This window comes from Kribbella soli, from assembly GCF_004331345.1.
Taxonomy (GTDB): domain Bacteria; phylum Actinomycetota; class Actinomycetes; order Propionibacteriales; family Kribbellaceae; genus Kribbella; species Kribbella soli.
On record NZ_SJJZ01000003.1, the window covers coordinates 1,255,941 to 1,276,688 of the forward strand.

The 20,748-nt window shown below is 69.0% G+C and carries 15 protein-coding genes; 6 read left to right on the forward strand and 9 right to left on the reverse strand.

The window, feature by feature from the left end:
• The first annotated feature begins 23 nt into the window (after nucleotides 1–23).
• Both E0H45_RS28785 and E0H45_RS28790 read left to right on the forward strand, forming a co-directional pair.
• The gene (locus E0H45_RS28785) at nucleotides 24–533 is read left to right on the forward strand and encodes a SigE family RNA polymerase sigma factor (RefSeq protein WP_131343039.1); all 510 of its coding nucleotides are present in this window, start codon (nucleotides 24–26) and stop codon (nucleotides 531–533) included.
• Nucleotides 530–1,642 (forward strand): hypothetical protein, encoded by a 1,113-nt coding sequence (locus E0H45_RS28790; RefSeq protein ID WP_131343040.1) that lies wholly within the window; start codon nucleotides 530–532, stop codon nucleotides 1,640–1,642. Before E0H45_RS28785 ends, E0H45_RS28790 begins: the two co-directional genes overlap by 4 nt.
• A 49-nt stretch (nucleotides 1,643–1,691) precedes the next feature.
• On the opposite strand, the gene E0H45_RS28795 is transcribed toward E0H45_RS28790, so the two are convergent.
• Nucleotides 1,692–4,688, reverse strand: coding sequence for a S8 family serine peptidase (locus E0H45_RS28795; RefSeq protein WP_131343041.1), 2,997 nt, complete (start codon nucleotides 4,686–4,688; stop codon nucleotides 1,692–1,694).
• 153 nt (nucleotides 4,689–4,841) lie between these two features.
• Here E0H45_RS28795 and E0H45_RS28800 point away from each other — a divergent pair, with 153 nt between their 5' ends.
• Complete coding sequence (locus tag E0H45_RS28800; RefSeq protein WP_165546621.1) at nucleotides 4,842–5,309, forward strand: SRPBCC family protein; 468 nt, start codon at nucleotides 4,842–4,844, stop codon at nucleotides 5,307–5,309.
• Nucleotides 5,310–5,453: 144 nt separating this feature from the next.
• On the forward strand, nucleotides 5,454–5,714 hold the full coding sequence (gene rpsT, locus E0H45_RS28805) for a 30S ribosomal protein S20 (protein ID WP_131343044.1): 261 nt from the start codon (nucleotides 5,454–5,456) through the stop codon (nucleotides 5,712–5,714).
• Nucleotides 5,715–5,823: 109 nt separating this feature from the next.
• Here rpsT and holA read toward each other — a convergent pair whose 3' ends face one another.
• Nucleotides 5,824–6,822 carry a DNA polymerase III subunit delta gene (gene holA, locus E0H45_RS28810; protein WP_131343045.1) on the reverse strand — a complete coding sequence of 333 codons (999 nt, stop codon included), beginning with the start codon at nucleotides 6,820–6,822 and terminating at the stop codon, nucleotides 5,824–5,826.
• A 69-nt stretch (nucleotides 6,823–6,891) separates the two neighbouring features.
• On the opposite strand from holA, the gene E0H45_RS28815 reads away from it, so the two are divergent.
• The gene (locus tag E0H45_RS28815; RefSeq protein ID WP_131343046.1) at nucleotides 6,892–7,443 is read left to right on the forward strand and encodes a cysteine hydrolase family protein; all 552 of its coding nucleotides are present in this window, start codon (nucleotides 6,892–6,894) and stop codon (nucleotides 7,441–7,443) included.
• Here the strand turns inward: E0H45_RS28815 and E0H45_RS28820 are convergent.
• The 3 genes from E0H45_RS28820 to E0H45_RS28835 all read right to left on the reverse strand — a co-directional run bounded on the left by E0H45_RS28820 (nucleotide 7,433) and on the right by E0H45_RS28835 (nucleotide 13,563).
• A complete protein-coding gene (locus E0H45_RS28820) occupies nucleotides 7,433–9,691 on the reverse strand; it encodes a ComEC/Rec2 family competence protein (protein ID WP_238155346.1) in 2,259 nt (752 codons plus the stop codon). The two genes, E0H45_RS28815 and E0H45_RS28820, sit on opposite strands and share 11 nt — an antisense overlap.
• A 745-nt stretch (nucleotides 9,692–10,436) precedes the next feature.
• On the reverse strand, nucleotides 10,437–11,759 hold the full coding sequence (locus E0H45_RS43405) for a ComEA family DNA-binding protein (RefSeq protein WP_238155347.1): 1,323 nt from the start codon (nucleotides 11,757–11,759) through the stop codon (nucleotides 10,437–10,439).
• A 961-nt stretch (nucleotides 11,760–12,720) separates the two neighbouring features.
• Nucleotides 12,721–13,563: a DegV family protein gene (locus E0H45_RS28835; protein WP_131343050.1), complete on the reverse strand. Its 843-nt coding sequence runs from the start codon at nucleotides 13,561–13,563 to the stop codon at nucleotides 12,721–12,723.
• Between the two features lie 53 nt (nucleotides 13,564–13,616).
• Between E0H45_RS28835 and E0H45_RS28840 the strand changes: the two genes are divergently transcribed.
• Nucleotides 13,617–14,135, forward strand: a complete 519-nt coding sequence (locus tag E0H45_RS28840; RefSeq protein ID WP_131343052.1) for a pyridoxamine 5'-phosphate oxidase family protein — start codon at nucleotides 13,617–13,619, stop codon at nucleotides 14,133–14,135.
• 625 nt (nucleotides 14,136–14,760) lie between these two features.
• Here the strand turns inward: E0H45_RS28840 and E0H45_RS28845 are convergent.
• From E0H45_RS28845 to leuS, 4 genes are all read right to left on the reverse strand, one after another.
• Nucleotides 14,761–17,313 carry an ATP-binding protein gene (locus E0H45_RS28845; protein ID WP_238155348.1) on the reverse strand — a complete coding sequence of 851 codons (2,553 nt, stop codon included), beginning with the start codon at nucleotides 17,311–17,313 and terminating at the stop codon, nucleotides 14,761–14,763.
• A 221-nt stretch (nucleotides 17,314–17,534) separates the two neighbouring features.
• Nucleotides 17,535–17,729, reverse strand: coding sequence for a hypothetical protein (locus E0H45_RS28850; RefSeq protein ID WP_131343056.1), 195 nt, complete (start codon nucleotides 17,727–17,729; stop codon nucleotides 17,535–17,537).
• Between the two features lie 101 nt (nucleotides 17,730–17,830).
• On the reverse strand, nucleotides 17,831–18,235 hold the full coding sequence (locus E0H45_RS28855; RefSeq protein ID WP_131343058.1) for a YjbQ family protein: 405 nt from the start codon (nucleotides 18,233–18,235) through the stop codon (nucleotides 17,831–17,833).
• On the reverse strand, nucleotides 18,235–20,703 hold the full coding sequence (leuS, locus tag E0H45_RS28860; RefSeq protein WP_420323352.1) for a leucine--tRNA ligase: 2,469 nt from the start codon (nucleotides 20,701–20,703) through the stop codon (nucleotides 18,235–18,237). The genes E0H45_RS28855 and leuS overlap by 1 nt, the downstream gene beginning before the upstream one ends.
• Between the last annotated feature and the right edge of the window lie 45 nt (nucleotides 20,704–20,748).

Consider the following 20,748-nt stretch of genomic DNA (forward strand, 5'->3'; position numbering starts at 1 on the left):
TCTCTAGCGGTGTGACGAATCAAATGGTGAGCATCGGACGCCCGGCGCCTGCGCAGGCGGCCGTGTCGGCGCTTTACCAGCAGCACTGGGCCGGACTGGTCCGGCTGGCAGTGCTGATGGTCGACGACCGGCAGGCGGCGGAGGACGTCGTACAGGAGGCTTTTGCCGAGCTGTACCGGCGCTGGCCGTTGCGGGGGCCCGATGCGGCCCTGGCCTATCTGCGTACGGCGGTGGTGAACCGCAGCCGGTCAGTACTGCGGCGACGCAAGGTCGCCCGGTTGTACATCCCACCGCACCAGGAGCCGAACGCCTCCGCCGAGAGCGCCGTCGTACTGAGCGAGGAACGGACCCAGGTACAGCAGGCGCTCCAGGGACTGCCGCGGCGGATGCGCGAGGTCCTCGTCCTGCGCTATTACCTCGATCTCCCCTTCGCCGAGATCGCCCAGATTCTCGGGATCAGCGAGTCCTCCGCCCGCGCCACGTCCTCGCGCGGTCTCGCCGTCCTGACCGAACGCCTCGAGGAACTCCGATGACCGACACCGAAACCCGCCTCCGCGACTACCTGCACACCCAGGCCGCCACGGTCCCCGACAACGCCCAGGGCCCGGGCCTCGAACCACCCGAGCGACGCCGCCACTGGCCGGTCCTCGCAGCCGCGGCAGCGATCGTCGTGGTCGTCGTACTGGCGGCGTCCCTTCTGACCCGAGGCGACCGACCCGATCCGGCGCGACGCCCGGCGCCACCTGTCTCCGGAGCCGCTCCCCAGGTTCCGTACACGGTGTACGAAGAGAACGCGCTCCACGACGGCAAGCAGAAGGTGCGCATTCCGAAGGGGGTCGACGGCTTCTTCTTCGGGCGGGTCGACGGTGGCTGGCTGGGCTCGCTGATGCCCAAGCCCGGCCAGTTCCAGCCCCTCATCCTCCGGCCGAACGGCACCTACCGGGCGCTCGGCCCGGACCGGTCCGACGGTCAGACGCTCTCCCCGGATCGCAAGCAGCTCGCGATGTACCACTACCTTTCCAACACCCGCGGCCAGGTGATCGTCATCGACGTCCAGTCCGGTCGGCAGGTCGCACAGCTGCCCGCCGAGGCCGGGCGACCGACCATCCTGGGCTGGAACCAGGACGGCCTGTGGATGGACCGGGGGAAGGCCGGACTGGTCGTCTGGCAGCCGGCATCCGGTCAGCAGCGACCGGTGTCCATCGCCGGCTTCGACGGCAGCGCAGCGATTCCAGCAGCGGCCGGGACCGTCGTCGTGTCGGCCAAGGTCGACGGGAAGCAGTGCCTCAAGGCCGGTGCGCTGCGCGACGACGGGTTCAAGGTACTGCGCGAGTACTGCGCCGAGGGGTCTGCGCACCTCTACCCGGTGCTGTCGCCCGACGGCCGGACCATGATCCAGAGCGCGCGAGCAGAGGCTATCGACATCAACACCGGTCAGGTCACCAAGCTCAAGCTGAAGGACAGGATGATTGACACCCTGCCGCTGCCGGTCTTCGAGAACGGCACCCAGTTGCTGACGCTCACCGAGACGGTTGCTGCCGGCGGCATCGTCCACAATCAACTTTTCCGCTGTGACGTCACGTCGGGCGAGTGCAAACTGCTGGTCGAGAAGGCGGACGGCTGGACGATCCACGAGCCGTAACAGACGGACGAGGGCGGCCCGGTGATGTGCCGGGCCGCCCTCGTCGTTGTCAGCTGTCTACGCGTACGACGGTGGAGCCGGAACCGTCGGCGCCGTCGGTGAAGTGCAGCTGGCCCAGGTACCTGGTGCCGGCAGTCAGTCCGGTCCAGTTCGCAGTCACTGAGGTCTGGCCGGCCACTGTCACCGGCTGGCTGGCCGGTGTGACAGTCAGGTTGCCTGCGGCCTTCTGCAGCTCCCAGTGGTCGAGTTTGACCTGCTGCTCGTTCGCTCCGGCGTACAGGTCGACGTACACGTCCACCTGACCACCTGCGGGCTGCGACAGGTTCACCTCTTCCTCAGCGGAGCCACCGGTGCTGCTGCCGAGCAGAGTCGTCGTACCGGCCTTGTACGCGAACACGTCCAGGTCGGTGCCGGCCGGGTAGTCCGCGTCGAACGTGGAGAACCGGGCGTACGTCGTACCGGCCGGGACGTCCACGGTGAACTTCGCGACGTGGTCGTTGACCTTCGGCGCGGTCGTCGGGAACGACACGCCACCCGGGTTCTTCAGCGCGGCCTCGCCGACCGTGGCCGGGTTCAGGCCCAGCGCGGTGGTCTCGAGCGTTCCGGCGTACCCGGCCGTGACCGGGACCTGCACCGAACCGGCGGTACCGGTGCCGTTGACCTGGACCGGCGCCTTCACGGTCAGCGGCTTGATCGCCAGCGTGCTCGCGACGGAGTGCTTCACCGACTTCCACACCAGCCGGCCGAACGAGTACTGCTCCAGCGGCGCACCGTTGTTCTCGATCGTGACCTTGTACGTCGTGCTGCGGCCCGGGAGCGTGATCAGGATCCGCGGCGTCACGGTCACCTTCAGGCCCTTGAGACCCTCGACCTTCGGGAAGTAGACCTCCGGGACCTGGCCGACGTTCGTCACGGTCCGGGTCACGGTCTGCTTACCGGCCAGGTCACCGATCGCGATCGTCGGGTAGTTCAGGTCGCTGAGGTCGATCTTGCCGTTCGCGCACAGCTCGTGCGTGCTGGGCACCTGACCGGAGCCGCAGACGAACTTCGTCCAGTCGGTGTACGTCGAGTCGTAGACCAGGCCCGGGTCCATACCGAGCTTCGGCTGCACTTCGCCGGCACCGTAGCCGAACGGGTTCGCCGGCGAGCCGGAGTCGTTCTGGATCGGCTTGCCGCTGGTGTCCTTGTCGGTGGCGGTCGTCATCATCGCCGACTTGATCGCCATCGGGGACCAGGTCGGGTGCTTGCTCTTCAGCACCGCCGCGATGCCGGCGATGTGCGGCGTGGACATCGACGTACCGCTCATGAACGCATACTCGCCACCGGCCGCGCTGAACGCGGTCGTCGCGGCCAGCACGTTCGTGCCCGGGGCCATGATGTCCGGCTTGAGCAGGTCGCCGTTGCCGGCCGGGGACGGACCACGGCTCGAGGAGCTGGCCACCTTCGGGGCGTTGACACGGACCGGCGTACCGGGCCCGATGGTCGCGGTCGGGTTCGCGGTGCCGCTCACGTACGCCTTGACCGCCGGCGCGGCCTTGTCGTCGAGGTGGACAGTCGGGACCGAGTGCAGGTCCGCGTCCAGCGTGCCCGGGGTGATGTTGAGCAGGATCATGCCGACACCGCCGGCGTTCTTCACCTGCAGGCTCTTGTCGACGCGGGCGTTCCCACCGCGGTCACAGACCACGATCTTGCCGGTGGCCTTCGCCGGGTCGAGCGTGCCCGCCTGGCAGAGGAGGAGGTTGGCCGGGTCCGCGTTGGGCAGGCCGGCGTCCTTGGCCAGCACCACCGGCGTCTGCGGCGTACCGGAACCGATGCCCGCACCGGTGTAGGACTTGCCGTCGCCGAGCGTCACGGTGGTCTGGATGTCGCGGTCATGGGTGCCGTTGGCAACCGACGTGACCCAGGGGTACGTCTTGCCGACGGTCGCCTCGCCCGGACCCGTGTTTCCGGCGCTGGTCGCGACGAACACGCCCGCCTTGGCCGCCCGCAGGAAGGCGAGACCAGTGGCGTTCACGTACGTCGATCCGCTGCCGGAGATCGAGTAGTTGATGACGTCGACACCGTCAGAGACCGCCGCGTCGATCGCGGCCACGATGTCGGCGTCGGTACCGCTGCCGCCGCCGGTCGCGTCGACCGCCCACAGCGCCTTGTAGATCGCGAGGCGGGCGTGCGGCGCCATACCGGAGCCCTTGCCGTAGTCGCGGCCCATGACGGTCATGTCGACGCCGTAGTTGCCGGCCGCGGTGCTGGCGGTGTGGGTGCCGTGGCCGCCGTAGTCACGCGGTGACTTGAACTCGTCCGGGATCGGGCGGGTGCCGATGCCCTTGTCGAAGTACCGGGCGCCGATCACCTTGTTGTTGCAGGTGACGGGCGCTTCCTCGCCGGCCTGGCAGGTGCCCTTCCACTTCTTCGCGACGATCGCGTCGGACTGCTTCGTGGTCTTCATCGGCGCGAAGCTCGCCCGCTCCGGGACGTACCCGGAGTCGATCATGCCGATGATCACGCCGTCGCCGGCCTTGTCGATGCCGCCCGCCTGCTGCCAGGCGCCGCCCTTGCCCGACAGGCCGAGGAAACGCGGGGTGTCGACAGTGTCGGCGTGCTCGATCTCGCTCGGCTCGACGCTCTTCACCCCCGACGACTTGGCCAGCTTAACCGCGTCGTCGTACGACATCTCGGCGGAGAATCCGGCGTACGTATAGCTGTAGTCGTAGAGCTTCTTGACACCCGGGACCTGGTTCAGGACCGCGTTGCGTTCGCCGGCGAGATGCTTGACGTAGTCAACGACCGGCGCCGCGGTCTTCAGCAGCTTGCCGCCGGGCAGGACCTTGGTCGCGGCGAGGCCGGCGATGTCGCCGGCGTACTCGGCGACCGGGGAGTCGTCGAGCTGGACGATGTACGAGCCGGTCTCGGAGCGCTTGACCTCCGGGTCGGCGGCCGGGCTTGTCGCCGGCTGGCTGGCACTCGCGGCATTCACCAGCACGGGTACGCCGGCGCAGGCGGCGATCAGTGCGGTGGCGACAACGATCGCCGGGCGTTTGCGGGTCACGCAGTTCCTCCAGGCTTGGACGGAGCGATGGTGGAGCCCTTGGCTCGCGGACGTCCCGGCGCGCAGGCGTCACGGGGCCTTGAGTATGCCGTCAGCCGCCGACAGTGTCACGCTGTGCACACCAGGCGACGGCCGACAGCAAGGGAAAACCCGATGCCGGATCTGACCGAGTCCATCACAGTGCGTTCGTCCGCTGACGCACTGTATCGGTTGGTCAGCGATCTCCCCCGGATGAGCGAGTGGAGCCCCGAGTGCACCCGCGTCACTTGGTCCTTGGGTGAGTCCTCCGACGGTCCGGTGCCAGGCGCACGGTTCGTCGGGCACAACCGGGTAGGCGTCGTGCGGTGGTTCACCTTCGGGCAGGTGGTGACCGCGCAGCCCGGCCGCCGGTTCACCTTCGACATCACCTTCGGCCCGATCCCGATCTCGCGCTGGGACTACGAGTTCACCCCCACTGCGACCGGCTGCGAGGTCACCGAATCCTGGACCGACCACCGCCCGCTGGTCCTGAAGCTCCTCTTCCGGCCCGTCTTCGGCAACCGCGCCCCACGCAACATTCACGGCATCCACACGACGCTGATCCGGCTGAAATCCGCCGCCGAGACGACCGCACGAGCCTGAATCACCCCCGGCCCGGCGGGAGCGGGTTTGGAGGAGGGGACGGCTTGTTGGTAATCTGGCCCTTCGCGCGTTCACGGGTGGTGCTCAGCCGTGCGCCGTAACACCTTCCGAATGACCGCATACTCCTGATCGAGGCACTGCTCCGTGGCGAACATCAAGTCCCAGATCAAGCGCAACCGCCAGAACGAGGCTGCGCGACTTCGCAACAAGTCGGTGAAGTCGACCCTCAAGACGGCAGTTCGCCGGTTCCACGAGGCCGTCGACGCCGGCGAGGCCGAGAAGGCCAACGAGACCGCCCGCAAGGCCGGTCGCCTGCTCGACAAGGCCGTCAGCAAGGGCGTCATCCACGCCAACCAGGCGGCGAACCGCAAGTCGGCCATCTTCAAGAAGGCCGCTTCCCTCTAACGCCAGGGCCGCGTCCCCGACGCGCCCCGCCAACGATCGGCCCGGTCCCTTCGACCGGCCGATCGTTTTTGCGTACCCAAACCACCCAGCAAAGAGTGTGTGAGAGTGGTTAGCGGCGGCCGTGGGCTCGGGTGATGGTCAGGACCATGCGTTCCAGGGCGTAGCCGGCGTCGCCCGAGGCGCCCTTGACGTCCGCATCGGCCTGCGCGACCGCCTTGATCGCGGTCGCGAGACCACCCGGAGTCCAGCTGCGCGACTGCTGCTTGAGCTGCTTGAGCTTCCACGGCGGTACGCCGACCTCGCGCGCCAGGTCCGCCTCCCGCATCCCACTCGGCGCGCTCGAGTACTTCGCCAGCCCCCGCAACCCGCCCGCCATCGCGCTCGTCACCAGCACCGGCGCCACGCCGCAGTCCAACGCCCACCGGAGCTGCTCCAGCGCCGGCTCCGTCCGACCGGCGATCGCCGCATCCGCAACCGCGAAGCTCGTGACCTCCGCACGCCCACCGAAGTACTGCCCGATCAGCTGAGTCGTCACCGCCTGACCGCCGGAGTCAGACACCAGCTGCGAACACGCCCCCGCCAGCGCCCGCAGGTCGTGACCGACCGCGTCCACCAGCGCCGACGCCGCGCCTTCGTCGACCGTGCCACCGTGCAGCCGGATCTCCCCCGCCACGAACTGCGGAAGCTCCCACGCCTTCGGCGCCGTCGCGACGACCTCGGTGACTGATGCCTTCCGCAACTTGTCGAGAACGCCCTTCCCCTTCTGCCCACCGGAGTGCACCAGCACGGCGAGTACGTCGTCCGACGACGAGCCGGCGTACTCGATCAGATGCGGCGCCATCTCACTCGGCAGGTTCTCCAGCCCGCGCAGCACCAGCACCCGCTCGGTCGCGAACAACGACGGCCCGGTCAGCTCCGCGAACACCCCGACGTCCAGCGTCGACGCCTCGAGATCCGTCACCTCCACCGCGCTGTCGCCGTCGGCCTCCGCCTTCTTCGACACCGCCGCGATCGCCGACCGCACAGCCCGATCCGCCAGGAACGACTCGGTCCCGGTCACCAGCAGCACATCGCCCAGCTTCGGCGCAGAACCTTTACGAGCAGCCACCCCGTCAGCATCCCACGCCCTCCGGACAATCCCGGTGCGGCCCCGCACCAAACCGGCGAGGATGGCGCCATGACCTCACCCGTCGACGCCTTGGTTCTCGTCGATCTGCAGACCGCGTTCGTCTCCGGCCCCGACGCGGTACCTGGCGCACCTGCACTCCTGGATCGGGCGGGAGACCTCTTGGACCGCGCCCGGGCTGCAGGCGCTGTCGTCGTACACCTGCAGAACGACGGCCCGCCCGGCGCAGACGACGAGCCCGGAACGCCCGGTTGGGAGCTGTACCTGCCGCTGAAGCCGGGTCCCCGCGAGCACGTGCTCCGGAAGCCTCGTGACGACGGCTTCGACGCGACGTCGCTCGGGGAGATCCTCGTGTCAGCCGGCGTACGGTCACTCGCCATCTGCGGCGTCATGTCGGAGATGTGCGTACACGCGACCGCAAAGACCGCACTCGCCCGCGGCTACCGAGTCGTCCTCCCGTATGACGCCCACGCCACGTACGACGTACCCGCCGTCCCCGGCGTAGCGGACAAGATCCCAGCCCACGTTGTCTCCCGAGTAGCCGCCTGGTCCCTAGGCGACCAACCCGAAAACACCACCCCAACCTCCGCCGTCACCTTCTAACTCCATCCTGTAGGTGTGGGTTGGTGGTCAGAGCGAGGTGGTTGTTGGTGTTGGTGACGATCAAGGGACCGCTGACGTTGGTGGTGGCGGTTCGGGTCACGTTGTGGGAGAGGAGTTCCAGGGTCCTCGGCGCCGGGTGCCCGTAGTCGTTGTCCCGCCCAGCGGAGATGACCGCCAACCGCGCGTTCGCAGCGGCGATGAACCCAGGGTCCTGCTGGGCCGAACCGTGGTGCGGAACCTTCAACACATCCGCTCGCAGATCAGCCCCAGTCGCCACGACAGCGCGCTGCGACTCGGGTTCCAGGTCGCCGGTGAGCAGGATCCGGAGACCGTCGAGTTCGACCATCATCGCGATGCTGGCGTTGTTCTCCGGCGACCCTTCATCCGTGGACGTCGCCGACGAAGTACCCGACGCCGGCAAGGCCGGCACCTTCGCCGGCCACAGCGTCGTCCAGCTCACCTTCCCCACGACCCGTTGCTCCCGGAACCCGACCGTACGCACAGCCGCCCCATGCCGCGACGCCAACTCAACCACCCGGTCGTACTCAGCGCGCGGCGAGAAGTACGGCGTCACCTCGATCTCCTCCACCCGCCGATCGTTCAGTACGCCGGCCAGCCCGCCGACATGATCCGCATGAAAGTGACTCAGCACGACGACCGGGACGTACTGAACATCCAGCTCCTTCAAACACCGATCCATCGCCGCCGGATCCGGCCCGGTGTCGACCACAACCGCCGTACGGTCACCCGCCCGTAACACCAGACCGTCTCCCTGGCCTACATCGCAAGCGACGAACAGCCAGTCGTCGGGCGGCCAGCCGAGCGATCCGACGGGACGCAGTACGACGACCGCGAGCAGAATCACCGCCACGATCATCGCTATCGGGCGAGCCAGGATGCGGTGCAGGCCCAGCACGAGCGCCAGGCAGAGCACCGTCAGTACGGCGACACCGACGACGGTCGCCGGCCACGCATTGGCGGCACCTGGGAGATCCGCCCCTTCGCGGGCAACCAGGATGATCCAGCGGGCCGGCCATCCGGCGGCCCAGCCGACGACTTGCGCCAGCTGACTGCTCACCAGTGCGACTCCGGCAGCGACGAAGCCGAGAATCGTGGCCGGGCCAACCATTGGTCCCGCCAACAGGTTGGCGGCGACGGCGATCAGTGACACTTCACCCGACAGCCACCCGACGACCGGCGTACAGGCGAGCTGCGCGGCAAGCGGGCACGAGATCGCGTCGGCCAACCAGCCAGGCATCCACTTCGCCAACGCATCCCGCCAACCGGGTCCGAGCAGGATGATGCCCGCAGTAGCGAGCACCGACAACGCGAACCCGGCCGAGCGCGCGAGCGACGTGTCCAGAAGCAGCAACACAATCACCGCGACCGACAGACTGCGCACGGCGCGGCGCCGCCCTCCCCCACTGGTCATCGCCGCCAACGCGATCAGTCCCATCGCAGCCGCCCGAAGGACGCTCGGCTGTGGTCTGGCCAGGACGACGAACACGACGACCGTCAACAACCCGACCACGGTCAGCCCACGAGCCCGCACGCCGATCAGGCGCGCCAGCGGCAGGAGGAACGCGAGCAGGAGTGTCAGGTTCGTCCCGGAGACGGCGGACAGGTGCGTCAGGCCGGTGGTTTGGAAGTCCGCGTTCAGGTCCGCCGACACGCCAGACACGTCGCCCATGACGAGTGCAGGCACGAGCCCACGAACGTCCTCGGGCTCACCTGCGACCGCGTCCCGCAGTCCTGCCCGAACTCGCTCAGCTGCGCGCAGCCACCACGGCGGCTCGTCTACAGTCCTCGGCGGTGAGCGCGTCGAGAGCATCGCGGCTACCTCGGCGCCACCTTCTACCTGCTCAAGCCTCCCGCTCGCGTCAACATGCTGCCCGTACCTGACGTGCTCCCATTTCGCAGTCCCCACCACCAGCACCGGCGTACGCACCCGTTCCCGGATCGCGTGTCCCGAGCCGGCGCGGCTGCGGATCTCCTCGATGGTCGCTCTGACGACGACGTACGGCGGCCGTCTGCTGGTGGTGCTCTGCCGGAGTGACGGGTCCCCGTCGATCTTGAGCCGGACGGTGACCGTCGCCGAACGGGTCGCGAGTTCTTGTACTGGTCCTGCGCGGAGGGCAGCGGTGTGCAGCCCGGAGGCGATCGCCAGCCCGCCCAAAACAACCAACGAACCAACAACCGCCCAACCAGCCGCCCGACGAGCCGCCCAGCCAGTCACCGAATCAGTCACCGAATTACTCGCCGAACCAGTCGCCACAGGACCAGTCGCCGCCGGACCAGGCGCCGGACCACGCGCCGGATCAGTCGCCGAGCCGCCGGTCGAGGATGTCCGGCTCGGCTGCCGGCGACTCGGGCTCACCCAGAGGCGACTCCAGTTCGCCCAGCGGCTGGCATGCCGGACTACTGCAGTTCCAGAGCCGCGGTTCGACCGCCGGACGGTCAGCCGGAGTCGCACGGCCAATGTCGCGGCGAGCGTGAGCGTGAACCCGGCGACGATCCCAGCCACGATCGGCGACTGACCGACCAGCACCGCTGCAGCCAGCCAACCCACAGCCGCCGGGACGAGCAACCGCGCATCGAGCCGCTCAACCTCGGCCGCATCCGCGGAGATCAGTTCAGCATCCGCAGTCGTCGACTCACCAGCCCCCGCAGCCGCGCAAACAGGTGCGGCAGTTAGCGCGGGGCCAGGCACAGACGTTGGCCTGCGGATTGGCGCGCAGCTTGGAGCAGGGGTTGGCGCGGAGGTTGGCGTGCGGGTTGACCCGGGGCTTGGCGTGGAGGGTGGCGGAGGGGTTGGTGCGAGGTTTGGCGCGGGGCTTGGCGTGATGGGCGGCGGAGGGTTTGGTGCAGGGCTTCGCGTGAAGGGCTGCGCGGAGGTTGGCGGAGGATTTGGTGGAGGGTTTGATCCGGGGCTTGGCGTGCGGGTTGGCGGAGGGGTTGGCGTGCGGGTTGGCTCGGGTGGGTGGTTGGCGGGGTCAGGTGCGGACATGGGGTTTTAGGGAGTCGAACTTCTTGGGGCCTACGCCGGGGACCTCCTGGAGTTGGTCGATGGTGGTGAAGGGGCCGTTCTGGGTGCGGTAGTCGAGGATTCGTTGGGCCAGGACGGGGCCTACGCCGGGGAGGGCGTCGAGTTGGTCGAGGGTGGCGGTGTTGAGGTTGACGGGGGCGTCGCGGGCTGAGGTTGGGCTGGGGCCGCTGGTCGATGGTGGTTGGTTCGTGGGTGGGGGTTGGGTGGTTGCGCCGACGATGATTTGTTCGCCGTCGGTTACCTGGCGGGCGAGGTTGAGGGTGGTGAGGTCTACGCCTCGGAGTGGGCCGCCCGCGAGGGTGAGAACGTCGGCTACGCGGGAGCCGGCTGGGGCGCGGATGAGGCCGGGGCGGCGGACCTTCCCTGCGACGTGTACCACCACGAGTGGGCCGGCCGAGGTCCCGGCGCCGGGCGTCTGGTTGATGCCTGGAGTTTGGTTGGCGCCGGATGTTTGGTTGGCGCCTGGCATCTGGTTGACACCCCCGGTTTGGTTGGCACCGGGTGTCTGGTTGGTGGCGGCGGCGGTTTGGTTGGCGGCTGGCTGGGTTTGCGGCGAGGCGGGGCCTGGTTGGGCCCCGGGTGGCTGGCTTACTGCGGAGCCTGTGGTTGTGGTGGTTGGGCGGGTGTCGGGGAGGGCTTCGGGGCGGGCTCGGAGGAAGGTCCAGGCGGCCCAGGTCAGGCCGAGGATGAGGACTACGGCCAGGACGGCGATGTGGCGTGGGGTGAGAGACCAGCGGGCGTCGCGTAGTCGATCGGGTCGGGGTTGTTCGGGGGTCCATCCGCCTCGCACCTCATCACGCTCCTCCGGGTATTCGTCTCGGCTCTGCCTGTCGCTCGGCTGCCTGCCGCTGCGGCGTACGCCGCGATCAGCCGTAGTTGGCGCACCGTCCGGGTCGCCCAGGTGAGCGGTCCGCTCGGCGGCCGTCTGCCCTCCGGCCATCTCGTCGGCGGCGGTCCGACGGTCAGCGGTCCGACCGGCGGCGGGTGTCTGTCCGGCGGGTGTCTGCGCGGAGGGTGTCTGCCCGGCGTGGGTCTGCCCGGCGTGGGTCTGCCCGGCTTGGGTCTGCCCGGCTTGGGTCTGCCCGGCTTGGGTCTGCCCGGCTTGGGTCTGCGCGGCGGCGGGCTGTTCGGCTGGGGTTTGGTCGGCGTACGGGGTGTGAAGGTGGGTGGCGGTTGGGTGGGGGTGGTGTGGAGGGCGGGGGGTGAGGCGGGCGAGGGCTCGGGCTCGGGCGGCCGGGTCGAAGGGTGGGGTGCGGCGGAAGACCTTCACGCCCAAAGAAGGTACGAGTCCAGGGCGCTCCTGAGACCGCGACTTGAAAGCTGTGGAGAAACCTCCTGCTCTCGTCGGGAGCAGGAGGGGCGCTCAGGTGGGCCGACTCGTGGGGGCTGGAGACATCCTGCGGGGGCGGTGGACAGGAAATAGCCTGTCCCGAGAGCCCAGTGCCTGTTCACCGCACCCCAGATCGGGGCGCGCACGCGGACGTCTCGCCGTCCGCCTGAGGGCGTCGACCGCTGGCCGGCCGCGGCGAGGTTGGCCGGCTCGTGAGACTGGGAACATCCCGCGGTGGCGGTGAACAGGAAATAGCCTGTCCCGAGAGCCCAGTGCCTGTTCACCGCACCCCAGATCGGGGCGCGCAGGCGGACGTCTCGCCGTCCACCTGCGAGCGTCGGCCGCTGGCCGGCCGCGGCGAGGTTGGCCGGCTCGTGAGACTGGGAACATCCCGCGGTGGCGGTGAACAGGAAATAGCCTGTCCCGAGAGCCCAGTGCCTGTTCACCGCACCCCAGATCGGGGCGCGCAGGCGGACGTCTCGCCGTCCACCTGCGAGCGTCGGCCGCTGGCCGGACGCGGCGAGGTTGGCCGGCTCGTGGGACTGGGGACGTCCGGCGGGGGCGGTGAACAGGAAATAGCCTGTCGCCAGAGCCCGGTGCCTGTTCGCAGCACCCAGGTCGGGGTGCGGTGGCGGACGCGAAGTCTCGTCATCCGCGTGAGAGCGTTGGTCGCTGGCGGACCGCGGCGGCTGGGTCGTGGGGCGGGCGCCATCCTGTGGGGGCGGTGGACAGGAAATAGCCTGTCGCCAGGGCCCACTGCCTGTTCACAGCACCCGCTCGGGGCGCGCCGCGCGCTCAGGGGCGCGGCGCGCGTATGCAGGGGGTGGCGGCCAGCGCGGGCGGCGAGGGTGGTGGGCCGGGGCCAGTGGGCCGGGGCTAGTGGGGCGGGGGCTAGTGGGGGCTAGTGGGGGCTTATTACTACGGCTAGGAGGCCGGGGCCTACGTGGGCTCCTATTACGGCGCCTACTTCTCGGAGGACTATTTCGTCGGCTTGGGGGAGGCGGGTGGCTAGGTCGTCGGCGAGGGTTTGGGCCTTTTCCAGGTTGGCCAGGTGGTGGACGGCGACCTGGACGGGGGTGTCGCCGGCGCGTTGGACGGCGATGTCGGCGAGGCGGGCGATGGCTCGGCTGGAGGTGCGGACCTTTTCGAGCGGGACGATGCGGCCGCCGCTGATGGTGAGCAGTGGCTTGACCGCGAGCGCCGTACCAAGGAGAGCCTGTGCGGCGCCGATGCGGCCGCCGCGGCGGAGGTATTCGAGGGTGTCCACGTAGAAGTACGACGAGATGGACTTCATCCGGGCCCGGGCGGCGGCTTCGACAGCGATGGCGTCCTCGCCGGCGGCGGCTGCGGCGGCCGCGGCGAGGACCGGGAACCCGAGGCCCATGGCGAGCGAGCGGGAGTCGACCACGTGGACCGGGACCGGGGACTCCTTGGCGCCGATCATCGCGGCCTCGAACGTGCCGGACATATCACCGGACAGATGGATCGAGACGATCGCCTCGGCGCCGTCCGCGGCGCACGCGGCGTACGTGTCGGCGAACGTCTGGGGCGCCGGCCGGCTGGTCGAGACCGGTGTGAACGTCTTCAGCGCCTCCGCGACCGCGTCCGCCGAGGTGGCGCCGTCGTCGTACGACGTCCCGCCGATCACGACCTGGAGCGGTACGACGGTCAGCGGGTGGCGGAGCAGCTCGTGCGTGGACAGACCGGCCGTGGAGTCGGTGACGACCTGCACGCGGGCTGCCATGCAGCGAGGTTACCGGACAGTTAATGTCCGAGCGCAGTGCCAAACTCGACAAGATGAAGGAGACAGCGAGCGAAGTCACACAGTTGCAAGAGCTGCTCGACGCGGCGTACGAGCGGTCGACGGAGCATCTGCGCAACATCATCACGGGGCCGCGGCGGCTGGACGCGGGGGAACTGGTGCAGGTTCTGACCGGAATGTGCACGCTGAACCTGGCCACCGTGACCGCGCGCGGTGAGCCGCGGATCAGCGCGGTGGACGGGCACTTCCTGCACGCGCGATGGGTGTTCACGACCGCGGCGTCGGCGGCGAAGGCGCGGCACCTGAAGCAGCGGCCGGCGGCGAGCATCTCGTACGTCGACGGCGAGCGGATCGGGGTGTTCAGCCACGGGAACGTCGAGTTCCTGACCGCGGACCACCCGGACTTCGCCGAGATCGAGGAGCACCTCACCAACCACTACGGCAGCTCGCCGTCGAGCTGGGGCGACGACATCGTCTACTGCCGCCTCCAGCCTTCGTGGATGGTCGGCTACGCGTTCGACAAGTCGGCTGTGCTGGAAACACCAGCGAGGTGAAGACCACCCCTCCCGGGGCCTTCACCTCGCTTTGGTTGTGCCGGGCTACTGACGTCCCCTGTGCGTCACCAGCCCGGCTCGTTCTGCTGACTCCCCCTGGTTGTCAGCCGAAGTTGGTGGGTCCTCGGCGAGCTACTCCCCGTATCCGGCTCCGTGCGAACCGGCCTGACCGCGAGCTCGTCGAGGTCCCGGGAGGTCCCAGCGGCCGGCCCGCCGGTGGGTGACCAAACCCACCGGTACCCGCGCCAACCGGGTCGTGACACTCGTCCCCTGTCTCGTGTGCCTGACCCTGTGCTGGGACCCCGCCCCGGAAGCAGTGCCCTGACGGTGCACCGCGCCCGGTACAGGCAGGACAGATCCACACTCACAGCACTCCGGAGCTCTCGGCCGCCGGTCGGCGCCCCCACCAACCAGCCACCGGAGGCCCTCCGCGTCGCCTTCGCCGGGCGAGGCAGTTGAGCGGTGTGCCATGGCCTCTTCATGGTTCACCACCCTTTCGCTGCCGTAACCGGTGTCGGTCTCTGCTTCGTGGAACCTGCCCTACGGCTGTAATTCTTTGTCCGGCAGCCATGTCAGGACGAGGCAGAACAACCGGCAGTTACCCGGCAGCTTCAGCAGATCCGCGTCATAGAAGCGGCGACGAAAGCGCAGCGAGTACGTCGTTGGCCAGCCGCTGTACGGCGGCCGACGGGTCCGGCTCCGGCCACCCGTCCGCGACCGATGCGCTCTCGCAGGACTCCTGCAGGACCGCCCACGCGGTCGGCAGCATCGGCGGGTCCATCGACTCCTGCCAGGCCAGCAACTGGCCGCATACAGCGTCTCCGGCGTCCGAGCGTCCCAGTGCGTGCAGCACCGCCACAGCTTCCGGCAGTACTTCGAGCAGGTAGACGACCCGCCCTTCGAGCAGCAGCCGGTTCAGCGCGTCCAGGATCGTCAGGCGCGCCTGCTCGGCCTCACCGGCGGCACGAGCCAGCCGGGAGCGGTAGAGCATCACCAGGTAGTCGAAGTACCCACGGTGCCCGCGGATGTCGGCGTCGGCTTGGTCGAGCAGAGCCCGCGCCTCGTCGTACCGCCCGTCGTGGTACTCCACCATCGCGAGGCACCCGGCGACCTTGGTGCGCTCCGGGTCGTCCGACGCCTGGCTGTCGCGGGCGAGCTGTGCCCAGTGACGGGCGCCGGACAGGTTCCCCAGCTCCAGGTCGACGCGGCTGAGTGCCATGTACGCGATCTCGTCCGGGTAGACACCCGGATTGACCAGCGCGGCCTCCCACGCAAGCAGGAGCTCCTTGGCCTCCACCAAACGACCCCACCGCAGCAGCGCCAGTCCACAGGTCGCCTGCACGGTGGCAGACCGCTGTACGTCGCCATGCTTGCGAGCGTCATCTACCAGCGCAGGGATCTCGGCCAGGCTCTGTGTATCGAGCAGGTGCGACCCGGACGACACCCAGCCGCCTCGGGCGACCAGACCCATCTCCGTCTCGCCCGGGATCCGCGTACGCGCTTCCTCGTAGTGCCGACGCGCACCACGGATGTCACCGGTCAGACTGGACAGCCGGCCGGCGATGGCGAGCAGCCGCCCGCTCGTCTCCTTGTCGGACACGTTCTCGGCGCACAGCGTCGCCCACCGGATCCCGCTCTCGGCGACGCTCGCCTGGTACTGCCACGCGATCCGGAACCCGAGCACGATTCGCGCCGCGGTGTCCCACTCCCCCAGCTCGCCCGCTCGCTCCAGCGCCACCTCGAACAGTGCCGAGTTCGCATGCGCCGCCCGGTACCGCCGGTCGCGATCCGGTGACGACCAGGCGCCCTCGAGCCCCGAGACGTACGTCGTACACCACTCGACCGCCCGGTTCCGGAACTCGATGAGGTCGTCGCCCCGCGACGACAGCCCGGCGTACGCGTGCTCCCGGATCGTCTCCAGCAGCTTGTACCGCGCGCCGTACAACTGCTCGAACTCGTGCACCGGCTGCAGCAGCGACTTCTCCACCAGCTCGGCGAGCAGCATCGGTACGTCGCTCTCGTCGATCGGAGTGCCCGTGCAGACACCCGCGACAGCCTCGAGCGTGAACGGTGAACCGAGCACCGACGCCCGGTACAGCAGCTGCCGCGCCGGGTCCGAGAGTGCGTCGACGCTCCACGCGATGGTGTCTGCCAGCGTCCGCTGATGCGGCGCACCGAACCGCCGCGGACCGGACAGCAACCGGAACCGGTCGTCGAGCGCAGCGAGAATCGCCTCCACCGACAGCGACCCGGCCCGCGCGGCTGCCAGTTCCAGCGCGAGCGGCAGGCCGTCCAGTCGCCTGACCAGCCGCGCCACAGTCGGGGCATTCGAAGGGGCCAGCGTGAAGCCCGGCCGCACCCGCGCGACGCGGCGGCAGAACATCTCGACCGCCGGCGACGCCGCGATCGCCTCGAAGTCCTCGTCGTTGGCCGGTACGCCGAGCACCTGCACGCGACGTACCACCTCGTCCGGCAGGCCGAGCGGGATCCGGGACGTGACCAGCACACCGATCCCCGGGAAGCTGCGGACCATCCGGTTGGCAACCGTCGCAACGCCGTCGAGGACGTGCTCGGCGTTGTCCTCGACGATCACCAGGTCGCCGGGCCGACGTCCGGACAGTACGTCGTCGAGGTCCGACGTACCCGGTGCTGTGCCGAAGGCGTCCAGGATCGCCGACGGTACGGCGGCATCACGCTGGACGGTGGTGAGGTCGACGACCACGACGGTCGTGTCGGCGCCCGAGAACCGGTCGGCCGCGGCGAGCGCCAGCTCGGTCTTGCCGACCCCGCCGGGGCCGACGAGCGTGACGAGCCGGTTCTGCCGCAGCAGCGACTCGAGCTCGAACAGCTCCTGCTCACGACCGACGAGACCGTCCGGGATCGGGCGGGTGCCACGCCAGCGCAGGCCGGTCGGTACGGCGTCCGCGACCGACACAACCGGCGGCGACGGCGCCACCGCTCGTACGACGGGACGCACCGAGCCATGCCCCGCGGCCGCGAGGAAGTGATCGGTGTCGTCGGGCCGCAGACCGAGCGCCGAGGCGAGCAGGCGGACGGAGTCCTTGCGCGGGCGCGCGACCCGGCCGGCCTCCATCTCGCGGATCGACCGGACGCTCAGCCCGGCCCGGTCGGCCAGCTCCTCCTGGGAGAGGCCGGCCTGGACCCTCAAGTCGAGCAACAGATCGGCGAAACCTCGCCGACCGTCCGCCCGGCCATCCGTGTCCGACACAGCCTGTCACCCCTCTTAGGCCTCACGTTCCTGACACAACATAGCGTGACGGACGGGAACTCGCCGGAGGTGATCGGCGTGCGGGATGCGGCCTGGGTCACACCATTCGTTGACTCTGGCAACGGATTCGGCGGCCCGGAGAAATCCCTGCGAACTCAGAAATGCGCGTTTCAAGCAGTCGCACGAACCGAGCGGGATTCATTTTCGGGGGCGTACAGGGAAAGCACGCCGGCCCAGTCGTCGATCCGGGCGCGGGTATCCGCGCGGCCCGAGTCGGCATTCAGCAGGCTGCCGACAGAAATGCCGCGGGTGGCGCGAACCAGGAGCTCAGTGGTGACGTCGCGCAGCGTGTCAAGGGCAGCCATGGCGACAATTCAAGCGGAGTCGTGTTTCGCAAACGTAACGCGATCGGCAACATCACGATAAGTCACCAAAATCCCGGAAATGCTTGTTACCGGGTAGTCCACTAACCGGCCAGGAACGACAGCCGGACATGCCGGTCGGGATTGTCGCGATTGGTGTCGACCAGACAGATCGATTGCCAGGTCCCGAGCGTCAGCCGGCCCCTCAGCACCGGCACGGTCGCGTACGGCGGAATCAGGGCCGGCAGCACGTGGTCGCGACCGTGTCCGGGTGAGCCGTGCCGGTGCTGCCATTCGAAGTCGCGCGGCAACAGGTCCTCGAGCGCCGCCAGCAGATCGATGTCGCTGCCGGCGCCGGTCTCGAGGATCGCGATACCGGCGGTCGCGTGCGGCACGAACACGTGCAGCAGGCCGTCACCGCGACCGGAGACGAACTGGTCACACCGGCTCGTGAGGTCGAGGACGACCTCACGAGCACCGGTGTTGAGATCCAGGAGAACCGAATCCATCAGGCGGGGACGATGTTGACCAGCTTGGGCGCCCGCACGATCACCTTGCGGGTGCCGCGGCCGTCCAGCGCTTTCTGGATCGCCTCGGACGCCAGCGCCAGCTGTTCCAGGTCGGCGTCGGAGATGTCCGGCGCGACCTCCAGCCGGTCCTTCACCTTGCCGGCGATCTGCACCACGCAGGTGACCGAGTCCTGGACCAGCAGCGCCGGGTCGACCTTCGGCCAGCCCGCCTTGGCGACGGTCGGCTCGTGGCCCAGCTCCTCCCACATCTCCTCGGCCGTGTACGGCGCGACCAGGCTCAGCACGATCGCCACCGCCTCGACCGCCTCGCGCACCGCCGGGTCGGCCGCACCGGGACCGGAGTCGATCGCCTTCCGGGTCGCGTTCACCAGCTCCATGACGCGGGCGATCATCACGTTGAACCGGTGCGAGTCGATCAGCTCGGCCGCGTCCGCCACCGTCCGGTGGGTCAGCTTGCGCAGCTCGACGTCACCGGTCGAGGGGTCCGAGCCGACCGGCGACTCGACCGCTCCGGCCAGCCGCCAGGCCCGCTGCAGGAACTTCAGCGAGCCGCCCGGGGACATGTCGGCCCAGTCGATGTCGTCCGCCGGCGGACCGGCGAACACCATGGTCAGCCGGACCGCGTCGACACCGAACTCGTCGATCTGGTCACCCAGGTTCACGCCGTTGCCCAGCGACTTGCTCATCGACTTGCCCTGGTTGATGACCTGGCCCTGGTTCAGCAGCCGGGTGAACGGCTCCACGACGCTCAGCAGGCCCATGTCGTGCAGCGCCTTCACGAAGAACCGCGCGTACAGGAGATGCAGTACGGCGTGCTCCTTGCCGCCGACGTACTGGTACACCGACATCCACCGCTCGGCGGTGGCCTGGTCGAACGGGCCGTCGGTGTACTCCGGCGACAGGTAGCGCAGGAAGTACCACGACGAGTCGACGAACGTGTCCATCGTGTCGGTGTCACGCTCGGCCTTGCCACCGCACTTCGGGCAGTCGACCTCGACCCACTCGCGGGCCGCCGCCAGCGGCGACACACCCTTCGGCTGCAGGTCGGCGCCACGCAGGTCGGGCAGCTCCATCGGCAGCTGGTCGTCCGGGACCGGGACCTCGCCACAGGACGGGCAGTGGATGATCGGGATCGGGCAGCCCCAGTACCGCTGGCGGCTCAGCAGCCAGTCGCGCAGGCGGTAGTTGATCGTCCGCTCGCCCAGGTCCTTGCTCTCCAGCCAGTCGATGATCCGCGACTTGGCGTCGGCGATCTCCAGACCGTCCAGGCTGATCTCGTCGTTGGCGCTGTTGATCGCGGCGCCCTCGCCGGTGAAGGCCTTCCCGTCGAAGTCAGCCGGAGGCTGCACAGTGCGGACGATCGGCAGGTCGAACTTCTCCGCGAACTCCCAGTCCCGCGTGTCCTGGCCGGGGACCGCCATGATCGCGCCGGTGCCGTAGTCGGCCAGCACGTAGTCGGCCGCCCAGATCGGGATCCGCTTGCCGGTCACCGGGTTGATCGCGTACGAGCCCAGGAAGACACCGGTCTTCTCGCGCTCGGTGCTCTGCCGCTCGATCTCGGTGGTGGCCTTCACCTTCGTCAGGTACTCGTCGAAGGCGGTCTGCTGCTCCGGCGTGACCAGCTCGGCGGCCAGCTTCGCGTCCGGCGCGACGACCATGAAGGTGGCGCCGAACAGCGTGTCCGGCCGGGTCGTGAACACCTTGATCGGCTCGTCGCGGCCCTCCACCTGGAAGTCCGCGAACGCGCCCTCGGAGCGGCCGATCCAGTTGCGCTGCATCAGCAGGATCTCTTCCGGCCACTGCAGCAGTTCCATGTCGTCCAGCAGCCGCTGGGCGTAGTCAGTGGTCTTGAAGTACCACTGGGTCAGCTCCCGCTTGGTGACCTCCCAGCCACAACGCTCACAGCGTCCCTGGACGACCTGCTCGTTGGCCAGCACGGTCTGGTCGTTCGGGCACCAGTTGACGTACGACGCCTTGCGGTACGCCAGACCGCGCTCGTACAGCCGCAGGAACAGCCACTGCGTCCAGCGGTAGTACTCCGGGTCGGACGTGTGCAGCCGGCGCGACCAGTCGAAGCTCAGCGCGTAACGCCGGATCGACTCGGCCTGCGTCTCGATGTTGCCGTAGGTGTACGTCGCGGGGTGCTCGTTGCGCTTGATCGCGGCGTTCTCCGCCGGCAGACCGAACGAGTCCCAGCCGATCGGGTTCAGTACGTCGTACCCCTGCTGGAACCAGTAGCGCGCCAGGACGTCGTGCAGCGCGAACACCTCGGCGTGGCCCATGTGCAGGTCGCCGGAGGGGTAGGAGAACATCGTGAGCGCGTAGCGACGCTCGGCCGAGCCGTCGTCCTTCGCCTTGAACGGATCCAGCTTCTCCCACACCGGACGCCACTTGGCCTGCATGGCGTTGAAGTCGTAGCCGCCCCTGTCGATCTGGGCGTCCTCCACCTGCTCGCTCACGGTCCTACTCCATACTTCGTGTGTTTGTTGAGC